The 15,007-nt window shown below is 72.3% G+C and carries 12 protein-coding genes; 6 read left to right on the top strand and 6 right to left on the bottom strand.

Annotation, left to right across the window (positions count from 1 at the left end; translation table 11 throughout):
* Positions 1-52 precede the first annotated feature (52 nt).
* Complete coding sequence (locus KVF89_RS01410) at positions 53-1,300, top strand: ATP-binding protein (protein WP_257422714.1); 1,248 nt, start codon at positions 53-55, stop codon at positions 1,298-1,300.
* A 12-nt stretch (positions 1,301-1,312) separates the two neighbouring features.
* Here the strand turns inward: KVF89_RS01410 and KVF89_RS01405 are convergent, their stop codons facing one another.
* The 4 genes from KVF89_RS01405 to KVF89_RS01390 all read right to left on the bottom strand — a co-directional run bounded on the left by KVF89_RS01405 (position 1,313) and on the right by KVF89_RS01390 (position 5,161).
* Entirely contained in the window at positions 1,313-1,798 is a 486-nt protein-coding gene (locus KVF89_RS01405; protein WP_257422713.1) for a MarR family winged helix-turn-helix transcriptional regulator, read from the bottom strand.
* Positions 1,795-2,520 (bottom strand): GTP cyclohydrolase II, encoded by a 726-nt coding sequence (locus tag KVF89_RS01400; RefSeq protein WP_257422712.1) that lies wholly within the window; start codon positions 2,518-2,520, stop codon positions 1,795-1,797. Before KVF89_RS01400 ends, KVF89_RS01405 begins: the two co-directional genes overlap by 4 nt.
* Positions 2,521-2,624: 104 nt before the next feature.
* The gene (locus KVF89_RS30305; RefSeq protein WP_257422711.1) at positions 2,625-3,557 is read right to left on the bottom strand and encodes a diacylglycerol/lipid kinase family protein; all 933 of its coding nucleotides are present in this window, start codon (positions 3,555-3,557) and stop codon (positions 2,625-2,627) included.
* Positions 3,554-5,161, bottom strand: a complete 1,608-nt coding sequence (locus tag KVF89_RS01390; protein ID WP_257422710.1) for an FAD-binding oxidoreductase — start codon at positions 5,159-5,161, stop codon at positions 3,554-3,556. The genes KVF89_RS30305 and KVF89_RS01390 overlap by 4 nt, the downstream gene beginning before the upstream one ends.
* 17 nt (positions 5,162-5,178) lie before the next feature.
* Here KVF89_RS01390 and KVF89_RS01385 point away from each other — a divergent pair, with 17 nt between their 5' ends.
* The 4 genes from KVF89_RS01385 to KVF89_RS01370 are packed head-to-tail and all read left to right on the top strand — an operon-like array spanning position 5,179 to position 9,047.
* Entirely contained in the window at positions 5,179-5,790 is a 612-nt protein-coding gene (locus KVF89_RS01385; protein WP_257422709.1) for a TetR/AcrR family transcriptional regulator, read from the top strand.
* Positions 5,787-7,502 carry a glycerol-3-phosphate dehydrogenase/oxidase gene (locus KVF89_RS01380; protein WP_257422708.1) on the top strand — a complete coding sequence of 572 codons (1,716 nt, stop codon included), beginning with the start codon at positions 5,787-5,789 and terminating at the stop codon, positions 7,500-7,502. Before KVF89_RS01385 ends, KVF89_RS01380 begins: the two co-directional genes overlap by 4 nt.
* Positions 7,432-8,466 carry a sigma-70 family RNA polymerase sigma factor gene (locus KVF89_RS01375; RefSeq protein ID WP_257422707.1) on the top strand — a complete coding sequence of 345 codons (1,035 nt, stop codon included), beginning with the start codon at positions 7,432-7,434 and terminating at the stop codon, positions 8,464-8,466. The genes KVF89_RS01380 and KVF89_RS01375 overlap by 71 nt, the downstream gene beginning before the upstream one ends.
* A gap of 5 nt (positions 8,467-8,471) precedes the next feature.
* Complete coding sequence (locus KVF89_RS01370) at positions 8,472-9,047, top strand: TIGR03086 family metal-binding protein (protein WP_257422706.1); 576 nt, start codon at positions 8,472-8,474, stop codon at positions 9,045-9,047.
* Positions 9,048-9,059: 12 nt separating this feature from the next.
* Here KVF89_RS01370 and KVF89_RS01365 read toward each other — a convergent pair whose 3' ends face one another.
* A complete protein-coding gene (locus KVF89_RS01365) occupies positions 9,060-9,767 on the bottom strand; it encodes a hypothetical protein (RefSeq protein ID WP_257422705.1) in 708 nt (235 codons plus the stop codon).
* 146 nt (positions 9,768-9,913) lie between these two features.
* Between KVF89_RS01365 and KVF89_RS01360 the strand changes: the two genes are divergently transcribed.
* On the top strand, positions 9,914-11,164 hold the full coding sequence (locus KVF89_RS01360; RefSeq protein ID WP_257422704.1) for a low temperature requirement protein A: 1,251 nt from the start codon (positions 9,914-9,916) through the stop codon (positions 11,162-11,164).
* 31 nt (positions 11,165-11,195) lie between these two features.
* On the opposite strand, the gene KVF89_RS01355 is transcribed toward KVF89_RS01360, so the two are convergent.
* The gene (locus KVF89_RS01355) at positions 11,196-14,918 is read right to left on the bottom strand and encodes a hypothetical protein (RefSeq protein WP_257422703.1); all 3,723 of its coding nucleotides are present in this window, start codon (positions 14,916-14,918) and stop codon (positions 11,196-11,198) included.
* Between the last annotated feature and the right edge of the window lie 89 nt (positions 14,919-15,007).

The following is a 15,007-nucleotide window of genomic DNA, read 5'->3' as shown; positions in this document are numbered from 1 at the left end:
TCAACGGGATAGGTGTTGCGTTTCAACGGGATAGGCCCACATCACGGGGACCGTGCCCACCTTCGTCGACCGTCACCTGGCGGTCACTGCGACCGAGATGCTGGAGCATTCACCCGGCATCGTGCTCGAAGGAGCACGCCAGGTCGGCAAGAGCACCCTGGCTCGGCGCTTGGCCCCGGATGCGCTCGTCCTCAACTTCGACGAGGAACAGACCCGGGCAGCGGCGACCCATGATCTCCCGGGCCTGATCGATCGCGCTGGTGGCCGGCCCATCATCATCGACGAGATCCAACGTCTGCCCGAAGCCACCCTTCCCATCAAGGTGGCGATCGACGGCGACCGGCGGCCGGGCCGGTTCATCCTGACCGGTTCAGCGTCCTACCTGCGCGTCCGCGGGCTCGCCGACAGCCTCGCGGGCCGCGTCATCCGGTTGCCGCTCTACCCGCTCAGCCAGGGCGAGCTGCGGCAGGGGCCCGACGACTTCACCTCAGGGATCACCCGGTCCGAGCAGTCCGTGCTGACGGACTTCGCCACCGAGCTGGGGCGAGACGACTACATCACGGCGATCGCCTCCGGCGGCTATCCCGAGGCGAGCGCCGCGGCCCCTGGATTCCGTCGACGCTGGATCGACTCCTACGTCGACAACCTGCTCCGCCGCGACCTCACCGAGATGCGCCGCGACGTCGACCCGGCCCGGGCAGCGGCGATCCTTCGGGCACTCGCCGGCTCCCAGGCCTCTGAACTGGTCAAGGCGCGGCTCGCCGAGCGCACCTCCGTGCCGCCGGTGACGATCACCGGATATCTCGACCTCCTGGCCGATGCCGGCCTCATCCACGCGGTCGCGCCCTGGACTCCGAACCTCGCGAAGCGCGAGGTCGGCCGCTCGAAGTGCATCGTCGTCGACTCCGCACTGGCCCTCCGCATGGCCCGGCTCTCGGAGGATCAGCTCGGTCAGATCGAGTATGGCGAAGCCCTCGGCGCATTCCTCGAAGCCTTCGTCGTCGGGGAGGTCCTCCGTCAGCGCAGTTGGACCGCCACCGAGTTCGACCTCTTCCACTACCGCGATCGCGCAGGAGTCGAGGTCGACCTCGTCCTCGAGCTGTCCGGCGGGCGGGTGATCGCCATCGAGGTGAAGGCTGCCTCCAGCTTCCGAAGCGCCCAGTTCACCGGACTCCGCAAGCTGCGTGACCAACTCGGTGATCGGTTCCTCGCCGGGGTCGTGCTCAACACCGGTCGGCACGGCTTCCGGCTGGACGACCGGTTGTACGGCCTCCCCGTGGCAGCGCTGTGGGAGCTCTGAGCCTCCGGCCGATCAGCCCTCGCCCAGGGCGTCCGTCGGGCCGACGAGGGCCGTCGTGATCTCGGCGAGGGCGCGTACCTGGTGGGGGGCGAGCCGGTCGAAGACCAGCTCACGCACCTGCGCAACGTGGCCGGGGGCGATCCGCTCCAGCAGCGCCTGGCCCTCGTCGGTGAGCACGGCGTACTGGCTGCGTCGGTCGTGCGGACAGTCCCGCTTGGTCACCCAGCCGCGCTCCTCGAGCACCGCGATCGCGTGGGTCAGCCGGGACGGGCTGGTGGTCGTGAGCCGGGCCAGCTCGCCCATGGACAGCGCGCGGTCCGGTACGGCGGACAGGTTGGCCAGCATCGCGTAGTACGTGTGCGTGATGCCGGCCTCCTCCCGCAGCCGTCGGTCGATCGCCTGCGGCAGCTCCTGGACGACCCGGATGAACGGCAGCCAGGCCGCCATCTCCTCCTCGTCCAGCCAGCGCGGCTCGGCGGGAGCGGTCGCGTCGGTCATGCCGGCCGGCCGCTGAGGTCGAGGGTGTGCGCGGTGTGGTCGCGCTTCACCGTGAGGTACCGCTCGTTGGCGGGCGACAGGTGCACCCCGGTCGGGATCCGCTCGTCGACGCGCACCCCGTAGGCACCGAGCTGGCGCGCCTTGTCGGGGTTGTTGCTGAGCAGCCGGATCCGGTCGGCGCCCACGGTCCGCAGCATCTGCGCGGCCGCCCGGTAGTCGCGCTCGTCCTCGCCCCGGCCGAGTGCCACATTGGCCTCGTAGGTGTCGAGGCCGGCGTCCTGGAGGGCGTAGGCGTCGAGCTTGGCGTAGAGGCCGATCCCGCGACCCTCCTGGCGCAGGTAGAGCAGGAAGCCGCCCTCGTCGGTGATCCGCTCGACCGCCTCGCGCAGCTGGGGCCCGCAGTCGCAGCGCTGGGACCCGAACACGTCGCCCGTCAGGCACTCGCTGTGCGGCCGGACGAGGGGCGCCGGGCCGCCGCGAGCGAGGTCGTCGAGCCGGGTCCGCCAGGCGCCGAGACCCAGCAGCAGGTGCTCCCTGCCGTCCGCCAGGCCGTCGAAGGTGAGCACGTCGGCCGTCGCCGCGTAGCCGTCGGGGAAGCGCAGCGGCACGACGACACGGGTGCGCACCGCCGCGGGCTCGAGTGTGTCGGCGCGGGCGTGCGGGATCGCCGGGACGTCGGCGACGGAGTGCGCCCGGCGGGCACGGGTGGGGCAGGTCGTCATGGTCGCTCCATTATTTCAAACTTGAAATGATGGAGACACAAGGCCCCGTCGACCCCCGGTATTCCTGGGACCGGGACGGTTCTCAGAGAGCGGCCGGGCGGCGATCAGGCGAGGATCCGCAGGGCACCGGGGAGCAGCTCGACGGTCAGTGGATCGGCCGGGTCGGCCGGGAGGGCGCCGAGCGCCTCACCGTCGGCGCCCACCGGGACCGCGGCACCCCCGCGGTGCCGCCCGGAGAGGCTGACCCGCCGACCGGTCAGCACCGTCACCTCGTCGAGCGCGACGTGGCTGCCGTCGTACACCTTGGGGAGGGAGCGGATCAGGCCGGTGCGGGAGGCCGCCTCGATCACGATCACGTCGAGCAGGCCGTCGTCGACGACCGCGCCGGGCGCGATCGCCATGCCCTTGCCGTAGAACCGGGAGTTCGCGATCACGACCGTCGCCGCCTGATGGGTGGTGCGGACGCCGTCGACCTCGAGGGTGCACTGGACGGGGCGGTAGGTCGCGAGGGCCCGGACAGCGGCGACGGGGTACTGCAGCCTCGACGGCAGCCAGTGCGACCGGTCCACGATCTCGGCCGCGCGGGCGTCGACGCCCGCGTACACCGACCCCGCCACGACGTACGACGCCGGGCAGGCCGGCCCCGGCTGCGTGGCCCGGAGCAGGTCGATCCGCCGGGACTCGCCGGCCAGCAGGAGCCGCGCCTGGGCGTGGGTGTCGGTGGGCGCCTCGAGCATCCGGGCGAAGTCGTTGCCCCGCCCGGCGGGCACCACGGCGAGCACGCCGTCGCGCTCGGCGACCGAGCCCGCGACCGAGGAGAGCATCCCGTCGCCACCGACCGACACCACGATCGCGTCCCGCGCGACAGCGGCGTCGACGAGTGCGGGGGTCTCCGCGACCGAGGTCGTGTAGGTGACCTCGACCGCCGCACCGGCCTCGCGCAGCATCCGCGCCAACGGGACGACGACCTTCGGTGCCGCGCCCCCGCCCGCGGCGGGGTTGACGAGGAAGGCGAAGGCCCGGGCCGCCGTGCTCACGGGATCAGCACCCCGGGGTTGAGGATGCCGGCCGGGTCGACGGCCCTCTTGACCGCACGCAGAACCTCTACGCCGACCTCGCCGATCTCGGCGGTCAGGTAGGGCTTGTGGTCGGTGCCGACCGCGTGATGATGGGTGATCGAGGCGCCGGCGGCGACGATCGCCTCACACGCCGCGGCCTTGGCCGGGAGCCAGGTGGCGAGCGGGTCCCCGCCGCCCGGGGCGGCGACGGTGAAGTAGAGCGAGCAGCCGGTGGCGTACACGTGCGAGATGTGGCAGAGCACCATCGCGCCCTCGCCCAGGCTCGCCTGCAGCGCGGCCTTCACGCGGGCGTAGAGGTTCTCGCGGTTGCTCCAGAAGGTGACCGTCTCGAGGGTCTCGACGAGGACGCCGACGTCGAGCAGGCTGTCGCGCAGGTAGGGCGCGTCGAACCGGCCGTGCGCCCAGGCCTCGCCCGGGCCGGAGCCCTGCGGGGCACCGCCGAGCGCGGTGAGCGCCGCGGTGACGGCGGCCTTCTTGGCGGCGACGGCCGCGGGAGTGCCCTCGTAGCCGACGATCATCAGGCAACCGGCCCCCTCCCCATCGACATCGCCCTCGCCACCGATCGACTCCGGGTCGGCGAGGTTGATCGCGGTCTCGTTCTCGTCGGAGAGCCGGATGACCGTGGGCAGCAGGTCCGACTGGGCCAGGGTGCGCATCGCGTCGGACCCGGCGGCGAAGGACTCCCAGCGCCAGCCCTCGTACTCCTTGACCTCGGGCAGCGGGCGGACCCGGACGGTGACCTCGGTGATCACGCCGAAGGCGCCCTCGGAGCCGAGGAAGAGCTCGCGCAGGTCGGGGCCGGACGCGTTGGCAGGGGAGGCGCCGAGCCGCACCTCGCCGACGGGCGTGGCCACGCGCAGCGCGACGACCATCGCGTCGAACCGGCCGTAGCCGGCGCTGGACTGGCCGCTCGAGCGGGTGGCGGCGAAGCCGCCGATCGTGGCGTACTCGAAGGACTGCGGGAAATGACCGAGCATCATGCCGTGCTCGGCGAGCAGGGCCTCGGCCTCGGGGCCGCGCAGGCCGGGCTCGAGGGTCGCGGTCGAGGAGACCGGGTCGAGCGCGAGCAGGCCTCGCATCCGGCCGAGGTCGAGCGAGAGCACGCCGGCGAGCCCGGCGGGGTCGGCGACGAGACCGCCGGTGACCGCGGTGCCGCCGCCGAAGGGGACGACCGCGATGCGCTGCTCGGCGGCGTACGCGAGCACGGCGACGACCTCGTCGTGCCCCGCGGGGCGGACGACGACGTCCGGCGCGTCGGACAGGTCGCCGGCCCGCTGACGGAGCAGGTCGGGCGTGGACTTGCCGCGGGTGCGCCGACGGCGCAGCCCGTCGTCAAGAACGACGTTCGCGTCGCCGACGAGGGCACGCAGGCCGGCGATCTCGGCCGCGGAGAGGCGCGTCGCGGGCACCACGACGTCGGCCCGGGCGGGGGTCTCCTGGATCGGGAAGACCATGCCGACGAGGTCACGCACACCGTCGGGAAGGCCGGCGGCGTGGGCCGGGTCGCCCCAGCGCGTGGCGGGCATCTCGGGCTGCAGGGCGGTGGGGCGCTCGATGGTCATGTGTTACAGTGTTACACATGACGTCACATCGTCACAACGGCGAATCTGAAAACACCCCCCGCGACGGCTATCTCGATGCCGCACGGGAGTGCATCCTCGACGTCGGCTGGCGCCGGACCACGCTCACCGAGGTGGCCCGGCGGGCAGCCGTCTCGCGGATGACGATCTACCGGGCCTGGTCCGACATGCCAGCACTGCTGGGCGACCTGATGACCCGTGAGTGGGGGACGCTCGTCGCCGACCGGGTCGACCTCTCGGCGACCCCCACCCCGGAGGCGATCGCCGACGCCGTGGTCGCGACCGTCCACGCGCTGCGTGAGAACGAGCTGTTCACGCGCATCGTCGAGCTCGACCCCGAGCTGATCCTCCCCTACCTGCTGTCCCGCCGCGGCCGGTCGCAGGAGCTGATCCTCCAGGTCCTCGAGGCCGCGATCACCGAAGGTCAGCGCGCCGGCGCGATCACCGACGGGGACCCCCGGGCCATCGCCCGCGGCCTGGTGCTCGCCGCCCACGGCTTCGTGCTGTCCGCCCACACCATGGTCGACACAGACGAATCGGGGGCCGGGGTCGACCAGCCCGCGCTCGACGACGAGCTGCATGCCCTCGTCTCCCGGAGCCTCACGCCATGACCACCCGATCGCCCGGCACCCGCATCACGCCCGGCCTCGCCGGTGTCCCCGCCGAGGTCGACGTCCTCGTGATCGGCCTCGGCGTCACCGGCGCCGGCGTCGCGCTCGACGCCGTCTCCCGCGGGCTCTCGGTCCTGGCCGTCGACGCCCACGACCTGGCCTTCGGCACGTCGCGCTTCTCCTCGAAGCTGGTGCACGGCGGCCTGCGCTACCTCGCCTCCGGCCAGGTCGGCATCGCCCACGAGAGTGCGGTCGAGCGCGGGATCCTGATGGAGACGACGGCCCCGCACCTCACCCGCCCGCTGCCGTCGATCATCCCGCTGTCCGCCGGTGTCAGCAGGCCGATGGGCACCCTCGCCGGCGCCGGGTTCCTGGGCGGCGACCTACTGCGCCGCGCCGCCGGGACGAGCGCCGACACCCTCCCCCGGCCGCGCCGGCTCAGCGCCGCCGAGACCCGTCGGCTCGCCCCGCCGCTGCGCACCGCCGGGCTGCGCGGCGCCTACCTCGGCTGGGACGGCCAGCTCGAGGACGACGCCCGGCTGGTCACCAGCCTCGCCCGGACCGCGGCCGCGCACGGCGCGCACGTCCGCACCCGCGCACGCGTCGTCTCCGCGACCGGCCGTCGGGTGCACCTCCGCGACGAGCTCACCGGCGCCACGACGGCCGTCAGCACCCGCACCGTGATCAACGCGGCCGGGGTCTGGGCCGGCGACCTGGTCGACGACGTCCGACTCCGTCCCTCGCGCGGCACCCATCTGGTACTGCGCGCCGAGACCCTGCCCGGACTCGACGTCGCGGTCTTCGCGCCGATCCCCGGTGAGACCAACCGCTTCGTCCTCGTCCTCCCCCAGCCCGACGGCCAGTTCTACGTCGGCCTCACCGACGAGCCGGTCGACGGCCCGGTGCCGGACGTCGCCGAGCCCACCGAGGTCGAGATCGGCTTCCTGCTCGACGTCGTCGGCGCGTCCTTCGCCCGTCCCCTGCGCCGCGACGACGTGGTCGGCGCCTTCGCCGGCCTCCGCCCACTGCTCGACAGTGGCCCGGAGGAGGGGGGCTCCACCGCCGACCTCTCCCGCAAGCACGCCGTCCTCACCTCGACGACCGGCGTCGTCACGATCGTCGGCGGCAAGCTCACGACCTACCGCCGGATGGCCGAGGACGCCGTCGACGCGGCCCTCGCGCACGCCGGCCTCGCCGCCGGTCCGTGCGTCACCACGACCCTTCCGCTGGCCGGTGCCGCGCCGCGCGAGACCCTCGCCGAGCAGGCCGCGAAGGCCGACCACCTCGGCGCGGCCCGTCTGGTCCGCCGGTACGGCGCCGACGCGGGCCTCGCGCTCACCGCGGCCGTCGAGGCCAGCGGCTGGACCGAGCTCGAGCTGCTCGCGCCGATCGGCGCGGGCATCCCGACCGTGTGGGCCGAGCTGTTCTTCGGCGTCACCCACGAGGGCGCCGCCGACGTCGCCGACCTGCTCGACCGGCGTACCCGGATCGGGCTCGTGCCCGCCGACCGGGCCCTCGCCGTCCCCGCCGCCGAGAAGGTCCTGGCCGTGGCGCAGGACCCAACGATGAGTTTTCCGATCGACCCCGGTCACACCCATCAGGCAGACTGGCGAGACCACGGGGGTAGCGATGGGAATCACGGTGACCGAGGCCAAGACGACAGCGACGACGGTGACGGCCGGGACAACCGGCGCGACCGGCGCGGCGAGTGACGAGCTCGCCGACTTCGACACCCTCACCGGGCGCTACCAGCGCGAGCTGATGGCCCACTGCTACCGGATGAGCGGGTCGGTGCACGAGGCCGAGGACCTGGTCCAAGAGACCTTCCTGCGCGCCTGGAAGGCCTCGGCGAGCTTCCAGGGCCGCAGCTCGGTGCGCACCTGGCTCTACAAGATCGCCACCAACGTGTGCCTGACCAATCTGGAGGCCAAGCCGCGCCGACCGCTGCCGACCGGGCTCGGGACGGCCGACTCCGCTCCGTCGGACGAGCTGCTCGAGGACCACGAGGTGCCGTGGCTGGAGCCGATCCCCGACGCGGCGGTCGAGATCGCCGAGCGCGACACCATCCGGCTCGCCTTCATCGCGGCGCTTCAGCACCTGCCGGCCCGCCAGCGGGCCGTCCTCATCCTGCGCGACGTGCTCCGCTGGTCGGCTGCGGAGACGGCCCAGGCCCTCGACACGACGACCGCGGCGGTCAACTCCGCCCTCCAGCGTGCCCACGCCCAGCTCGCCGAGCGCGGCCTGTCCCCCGACACGGTCGAGCCCGACCTCGACCAGGCCCAGCGCACCCTGCTCGACGCCTATCTGCAGGCGTTCTGGCGCAAGGACATCGACCAGATCGTCCAGCTGCTCAAGTACGACGCCACCTGGGACATGCCCCCGTTCCTCAACCACTACCGGGGCGCGTCCGCGATCGGCGAGCTCGTCGGCACCAAGTGCCCGGGCGGCTGCAACGACATGCCGATGCTCGAGACGGTCGCCAACGGCCAGCCGGCCTTCGGCCTCTACATGCGCCAGCCCGACGGTCACTTCGAGCCCTTCCACCTGCAGGTGCTGCAGCTGACCGGGACCGGCGACCAGCTGCGGGTCGAGCACGTGACGGCGTTCTTCGATGCCCGGCTGTTCGCGCGGTTCGGGCTCCCGGAACGGCTTCCCGCCGACTACGTCCCGGTGTGAGTCCCGTGTCCGCCGCCACCGCGCCGGACGGGATGGTCGCAGGCCTCGACCTGCTGCAGCGCGCCCTCGACTACACGAGCGGCGCCCTCGCCACCATCACCTGCGCCGACGTCGACCGTCCGACACCCTGTGCCGGATGGAGCCTCGCCGACCTGCTGGCCCACATGGAGGACGCCCTCGACGCCTTCTCGGAGGCCGCCGACGGCGCCGTGGGCCTGAGCAGTGCCGCACCCACTCCTCTGGAGACCCGGGTGCAGTCACTGCAGGTGAAGGCCTGCAGCCTCCTCGCCGCCTGGATGAACGCCGACCAGCCGTCCGTCGACGTCGGCGGCCATCCGCTGGCCGTCGATGCGATCGCGCGGATCGCCGCCCTCGAGATCGCGGTCCACGGCTGGGACGTGCGCCAGTCGACCGGACACGGCCGCCCCCTCCCCGAGCCGCTCGCCACGGCCCTGCTCCCCTCGGCGCTACGGATCGCGCTCGCCGGCGACGAGCGGTTCGCGCCACCACTGCCGGTGGACATCGACGAATCCGCGGGTGTCCACGTCCTCGCGCTGCTGGGCCGCAGGCCGCGACCCTGACCCCGGAGGAGGTCAGCCCTTGAAGCGGCTGTCGACCTTCAGCGGCTTCCCCGCCCCGGCGCGCTTGAAGTTGACCACCACGGAGCCACCCTTGCACCGGGCGTAGAGGCGGACCGCGCTGAACTCGGCCGCGGTCACCTGCTGGCCGCCGAAGCCGACAGCACGCTTGACCGCGCCGGGGCGCATCCCCTTGTCGATACGGCGGAACTCCTTCTTCGACACGCACTTCGCCGCACGCGCCGCCTCGCCGGCGGCGGCCGGCCGGGCCGCGGACACGACGCGACCGGCGCCCGGGCAGGTGGCGAGCGTCTTGACGGGCACGACCGCCTCGACGGTGATCCCCACCTGCGAGCCCGAGAGCACGTAGACCCAGCCGTTGCTGGGCCGCTGGAGCGAGACGGTCGGGCCGACCGTGCCCTTGTCGCTGTGCGAGTAAGTCCACCCCGAGATGGCGAAGCCGCCGTCGGAGACATGTGCGAGACCACCGGCACCGGACTCCCGGAACTCACCGCCGACGTCCGGGTACTTGCGCCCGTCCCACCGGGCGTAGACCGTCGAGGTGCCGTCGCTGTTGGGTGTGGCACACACCAGCGTCCGGCCGCCGGCCCATGACGTGACCGTCTCCCATCCCGTCGCCGCCGACGCGGTCGGGACGGCGAGCGCCCCCAGTCCGAGGGCGGTGGTCGCGATCGCGGCGAGTGCTGTCAGTCGCTTGCGCATAGGGGGTCCCGTCTGGTCGATCCATGGCGAGGGCCGCGGCGTGGGCCCCCGACCCCCTACCCGCGGACGGGAGCCGGTAACCCGACCCGGTCCGCTCACCTCCGACAGAACCGTCGCGGGCGTCCGCGTTCCCTACACTTCCGACCATGTCAGAGAGCACCGCGCCGCACGTCCGGCACCGCACCCGCCGCATGCTCGGCCGCGACCCGCACGAGGACCACCGCGCCGCGACCCCGCTGGAGCTGCTCTTCGACCTGACCTTCGTCGTCGCCTTCGGTACGGCGGCGAGCGAGCTCGCGCACGCGCTGGCCGAGGACCACGTCGGAGCCGGCATCGCCGCCTTCTGCTTCGCGACCTTCGGCATCTCCTGGGCCTGGATCAACTTCACCTGGTTCGCGTCGGCGTACGACACCGACGACTGGATCTACCGGCTGACCACCATGCTGCAGATGGTGGGCGTGCTCGTGTTCGCACTCGGCCTGAGGCCGATGTTCACGTCGGTCTACGACCATGGCGACACGCTCAACAACGACCTCATGGTCTGGGGCTACGTCGTGATGCGGGTCGCGATGGTCTTCCAGTGGTGGCGGGCCGGACGGCACGACGCCGCCCGGCGGCCGGTGTGCCAGACCTATATCGTCTCGATCCTCGCCGCCCAGGTGCTCTGGTGCGCCCTCGCCCTCGTCGACCTGCCCGTGGGCGCGACCTTCGCCGCGATGGCGGTGCCGTTCCTCATCGAGATCGGCGGACCGGTGTACGCCGAGCGGCGCCGCGGCGGCACACCGTGGCACCCGCACCACGTGGCGGAGCGCTACGGCCTGATGGTCATCATCGCGCTGGGCGAGGGGATGATCGGCACGATGGCGTCCATCAGCGCCCTCGCGGAGGGCGGCCTCACCTGGGACGTCGGGCTCTTCGCGCTCGCCGGCACGGCGCTGACCTTCGGCATCTGGTGGTCCTACTTCGTCGTGCCGACCGGCGACATCCTGCACGCCCGGCCCGAGCGCTCCTTCTCCTTCGGCTACGGCCACATGGGCCTGTTCGGCAGCATCGTCGCGATCGGCGCCGGCCTGCACGTCGGCGCCTACTACCTCGAGCACCACTCGAAGCTCGGCCTGGTCGCGACCGTGCTCACGGTGGCGATCCCGGTCGCCCTCTTCACCCTGCTGCTCTTCGCCGGCTACGGGGTGCTGACCCGCACCTTCGACACCTTCCACCTCGTGCTGCTCGTCGTCTCGGCCGTGGCGATCGCCGCGTCGGTGCTGATGGCGACGGCCGACGTCGACCTGGTCTGGTGCCTGCTCGTGCTCTCGCTGACACCCTGGGTGACGGTGGTCGGCTACGAGACGGTGGGCTACCGGCACAACCTCAAGGTGCTGGAGGACCTCCACCACTGACCGGCGGGACCGACCGGCGGGGTCCGCCCCGTCAGCGGACGACCCGCACCGTGCTCGTGCCCTTGCGGATGGAGCTCGTCCCGCGGACCACGACCTTCACCTTGCCGAGGTCGGCACGGCGCGGGATCCGCACCTTCGCCCGCACGGCGCCGGTCGCGGACACGGTGCCGGTCCCGACCCGGACCCCGTCGATACGCACGACGAACCGCTCGCCCGGGAGCAACCCGGTCGCCCGGACCAGCACCTTCGCGCCGCGGCGCTTCGCCTTGTGCGGCGTCTTCACCTTGACCGGCCCCGCGGGTACGGCGACCTGCCAGGTCGCCTGAGCGGTCCCGACCGCCTGGTCGGGCGCGACGACGCGGACGTCGAGGCGGTGCACGCCGACCTGCAGGGGCAGCGTCAGGGTGCCGTCGGCGAAGCACGCGGCGTACACGCCGCTGTCGACGGAGCACAGCACCTGGTAGCCGTTGTAGGGCGGGAGCACGGCGTCGCGATCGCGCAGGGACAGGCCGAAGCGCACCTTTCCGGCGGGCGCGGCGACCTGGGTGAGCACCGGGTCGACGAACCGGGTGCCGAGGTCGACGGTGTACGCGCCGTCGGCCGACAGCGGCTGGCTTCCCGACTCGAGATACGTCGACGCGACGAGCGTGTCGCTGTAGAGCTCGGTGGGCCACGGGAAGGGCGCGTTCGCCGCGCACTGCTTGTCGAAGACCACGGTGGGTCCGGCCGTCAGCCGGCACTTCACCGTACCGCTGAAGGTGCCGTACTCGTCCTCCTCGTCCTCGAGGACCTGCGCGACCTGCACCTGGTAGGCGGGATAGGCGTTGCGGTACTGCCGGTCCAGGAACTCCGACGGCGTGCCCCGCAGGACTGCCCGGTAGCCGGGTTCGGTGGCCGCCTTGATCTCCAGGGTCGCCAGGGCAGGGGCCGGGCGGAGCGCCTTGCCGATCGGCTCCTGCTCGAAGGGGAAGTAGAACGTGTAGGCGCCGACCGCGTCGGCCTGGGGCGTTCCGGCCAGCTGGAGGTACCAGTGCCCGGCGCGCCTCTCGATGTCGGCGTGCACCCCCGCCGGCAGCTGGTCCGCGATCGCGGAGACGTACGGCAGGATCGTCAGGTTCTGGCTCTCGGTGAGCAGTGGCGACGGGAACACCTCGACGAGGTCGACCCGCGTGAAGGTGCCGACCGGCATCGCCGCCGACGGCGTCAGGTCGTCGTACGACGGCCGGTGCTCGCCGGTGATCGGGAAGACCCGGGTGACGGTGTTGCCGTAGCCGTTGGTGATCCGCGCCGTCACCTGGGGCAGGTAGTTCTGGTCATCGGGGATGCGGTACGTCGGCGACGCGCTCCACTGCGGGTTGGTCGGCGGCGCACCCGGTGCCGGGACGGGCAGCGGTCCCGTGTCGCAGGTGTTCGAGCCGGTGTCCACGCACTGGACGTCGTAGGTCTGCACGACCTTGTGGCCGCGGGCGTCGTCGGCCCACTCCACCTCGACGACGAAGGTGTCGGACGGCGTGTTCTGCTTCATCCTCAGGTCGAGCGACAACGAGCCGTCGAGGACCCGGTCGTCGCGCACCGTCGGCGGATCACCGGCACTCGTGCCCGTGATCTCCGGTTCGGGTGGGAGGACGGTGAACTCGACCCGCCCGGAGGCGTGCTGGACGGGCGAGGTGTCGGTGTAGTCGACGATCGCCCGGTAGCGGCCCGGAGCGCTGAGCTTGACCGGGAAGCCGGACGAGTTGGGGGGCACGTTGCCCGGCATCGCAATGATCTGGGCGACGGCGCCCGACTCGTCGAGGCGCTGGATGGTCCAGGCGTAGGTACCCGAGCCGTCGGAGGTGTCGGACAGGTTGGCCTTCAGCCGGACGTCGGTGCCGGCGACCATCGAGCCCTGGGCGCTGGGCACGACCGAGACTGGCGGGACCACGGGCTCGGCGGCGGCCGCGTCGAGCCGCACCGTGCGGGGCGAGAAGCCGATCGACGACGTCGTCCAGGTGTCGCTGACGGTCGGCTCGAAGCTCGCACCCTCGACGATCGGGTCCTCGCCCGCGGCGAGCGGCCGGGTGTGCACGAACCGGGTCTTCGCGGAGCCCTCGGGGTTGAGGTCGCGCCACAGCGAGACCATCGCCGAGCCGCCGGACGGAGTCCGGTAGCGCAGGCTCGTCCGCGGCTCGTAGACGTTCGAGGGAGCCTCGCCGAGGTACTGCGTGGAGACCAGCAGCCAGCCGCGGGCGACCTTGACCCGGTAGCCGGAGACCTGCTTCCCGGTGTGGTCCCGGGTGCCGTCAGGAGCCAGCACGACCAGCGGTTCCACCGGCGTACCGGTGCCGTCGTCGACGAGCTTGAGGTCGCCCTCGGTGGTCGTCCCCGCCTCGTTCCACCCGGTCAGCGGGTCGGGCACGAGCTCTCCGTCGCCGTCGAACATCATCCACTCGTAGGTGTTCGAGGCGAGCTGCCGGTTGAAGTCCTCCTGGTGGATCAGTGCCTTCTTGCCCGCGTCGGCCGGGTCCTCCGGGCCGTCGGGACTGTCGTAGTCGAGACCGGCGTAGTCGGCCTGGCTGGCCGCGATCCCGAACGGGTCGTTGTTGGCGATCGACTCGGTCACGCGGCGCCGCAGCTCGATGCCCGGCTTGGCGTCCTCGACGATCTTCCAGATCGCGATCGCGGCGACGAGGGCCGCGATCACCACCGCCGCGACGACCGAGGCCACGCCACCGCTCGCCAGGGTCCAGGTGATGACGCCGTTGCTGCTGGCCTCGCAGTACCAGATGTGGATCAACGCCAGGTTGAGCGCGGTGATCGTGGCGCCCGTCGCACCGCCGACGGCCAGGGCCGCGCCCAGGCTGCCCAGGGTGACGTAGTTGTCCATCGTGTCGCCGAGCATCCGCACGACCTCGGGGTCGCTCCCGTGGGCCACGAGCGGCGAGGGGTTGCGATAGCTCGCCCACGCGTCGAACACCTCGACGGGCGGCGTGTTGTTGATCAGCTTGAAGGCCTGCACCAGCTGGTTGGGCAGGCAGGCCGGGCTGGCCGCGACCTCGTTGGCGACGTACGGCAGACCCGGCGGAGGGGCGGGCACGGGATAGCCGCAGGGGTTCGCGGACCACAGGTCGTACTCGCGCAGTGCCCGCTTGGACTTGGCGACCAGCCTGGCCTTGTAGATCTCCGCCAGCGCGACGTAGGCCCGGTCCTCCTGCGGGGACATCGGCTCGCCGTACAGCTTCTTGTCGAGGATGCTGTTGATCCGCATGGCCACGAACGCGCGGATCTCGGGGCGCGCGTAGCTGCGCACCAGGTCGTCGGCCCGGACTCCGTGGGTGCGCGCCACGCTGCTCACGGCGTCGTCGATGATCCAGTCCAGGTCCGAGCCGGGCAGGCCGCTGTCCTGGGTGGGGGCGTCGGTGATGGTGATCGGGCCGAGCTCGGTGTCATCGGGGTACACGAGCTGGTCGGAGGTGCCGAGGCAGAAGCTGACGTCGGTCACGCCCTGGACGCACTGCTGGGTGGTCGGCGCGGTGCCTCCGGGGTTGGTGACCGTGATCGTCCCGGTGCCGATGTTCTCGTTGACGGTCAGCGGCGGCACGCTCGTGCTGGCGACCAGCGGGTTGGTCTGGATCAGGATCGTGTCGGTCGGGGGATCCTCCGCCGTCACCCGGGCCGAGGCCGGCCCGGCCGCCTGGGTCGCGGAGACGACGAGGGCCGCGGCAAGCACGAACAGTCCCGTCCTGCGCGGCTGGTACCTGTGCTGGATCCCCACGATGCAGCTCCTTGCTCGTCCGTGCACGGCCCGGACGTCGGGCGGTCGGCGAGTCGAGGCTAGGAGCCCGGCCGTCCGCGGGGACGACG

It is taken from the genome of Nocardioides carbamazepini (assembly GCF_024614185.1).
GTDB classification, from domain to species: domain Bacteria; phylum Actinomycetota; class Actinomycetes; order Propionibacteriales; family Nocardioidaceae; genus Nocardioides; species Nocardioides carbamazepini.
The sequence above is the reverse complement of the archived record's forward strand: the minus strand, read 5'-3'. Positions and strand labels throughout refer to the sequence as shown.

Excerpts from the sequence above, each read along its gene's own strand:
- KVF89_RS01405 (WP_257422713.1), bottom strand. The coding sequence starts at position 1,798 with ATGACCGACGCGACCGCTCCCGCCGAGCCGCGCTGGCTGGACGAGGAG.
- KVF89_RS01400 (WP_257422712.1), bottom strand. The coding sequence starts at position 2,520 with ATGACGACCTGCCCCACCCGTGCCCGCCGGGCGCACTCCGTCGCCGAC.
- KVF89_RS01390 (WP_257422710.1), bottom strand. The coding sequence starts at position 5,161 with ATGACCATCGAGCGCCCCACCGCCCTGCAGCCCGAGATGCCCGCCACG.
- KVF89_RS01385 (WP_257422709.1), top strand. The coding sequence starts at position 5,179 with ATGACGTCACATCGTCACAACGGCGAATCTGAAAACACCCCCCGCGAC.
- KVF89_RS01380 (WP_257422708.1), top strand. The coding sequence starts at position 5,787 with ATGACCACCCGATCGCCCGGCACCCGCATCACGCCCGGCCTCGCCGGT.
- KVF89_RS01365 (WP_257422705.1), bottom strand. The coding sequence starts at position 9,767 with ATGCGCAAGCGACTGACAGCACTCGCCGCGATCGCGACCACCGCCCTC.
- KVF89_RS01360 (WP_257422704.1), top strand. The coding sequence starts at position 9,914 with ATGTCAGAGAGCACCGCGCCGCACGTCCGGCACCGCACCCGCCGCATG.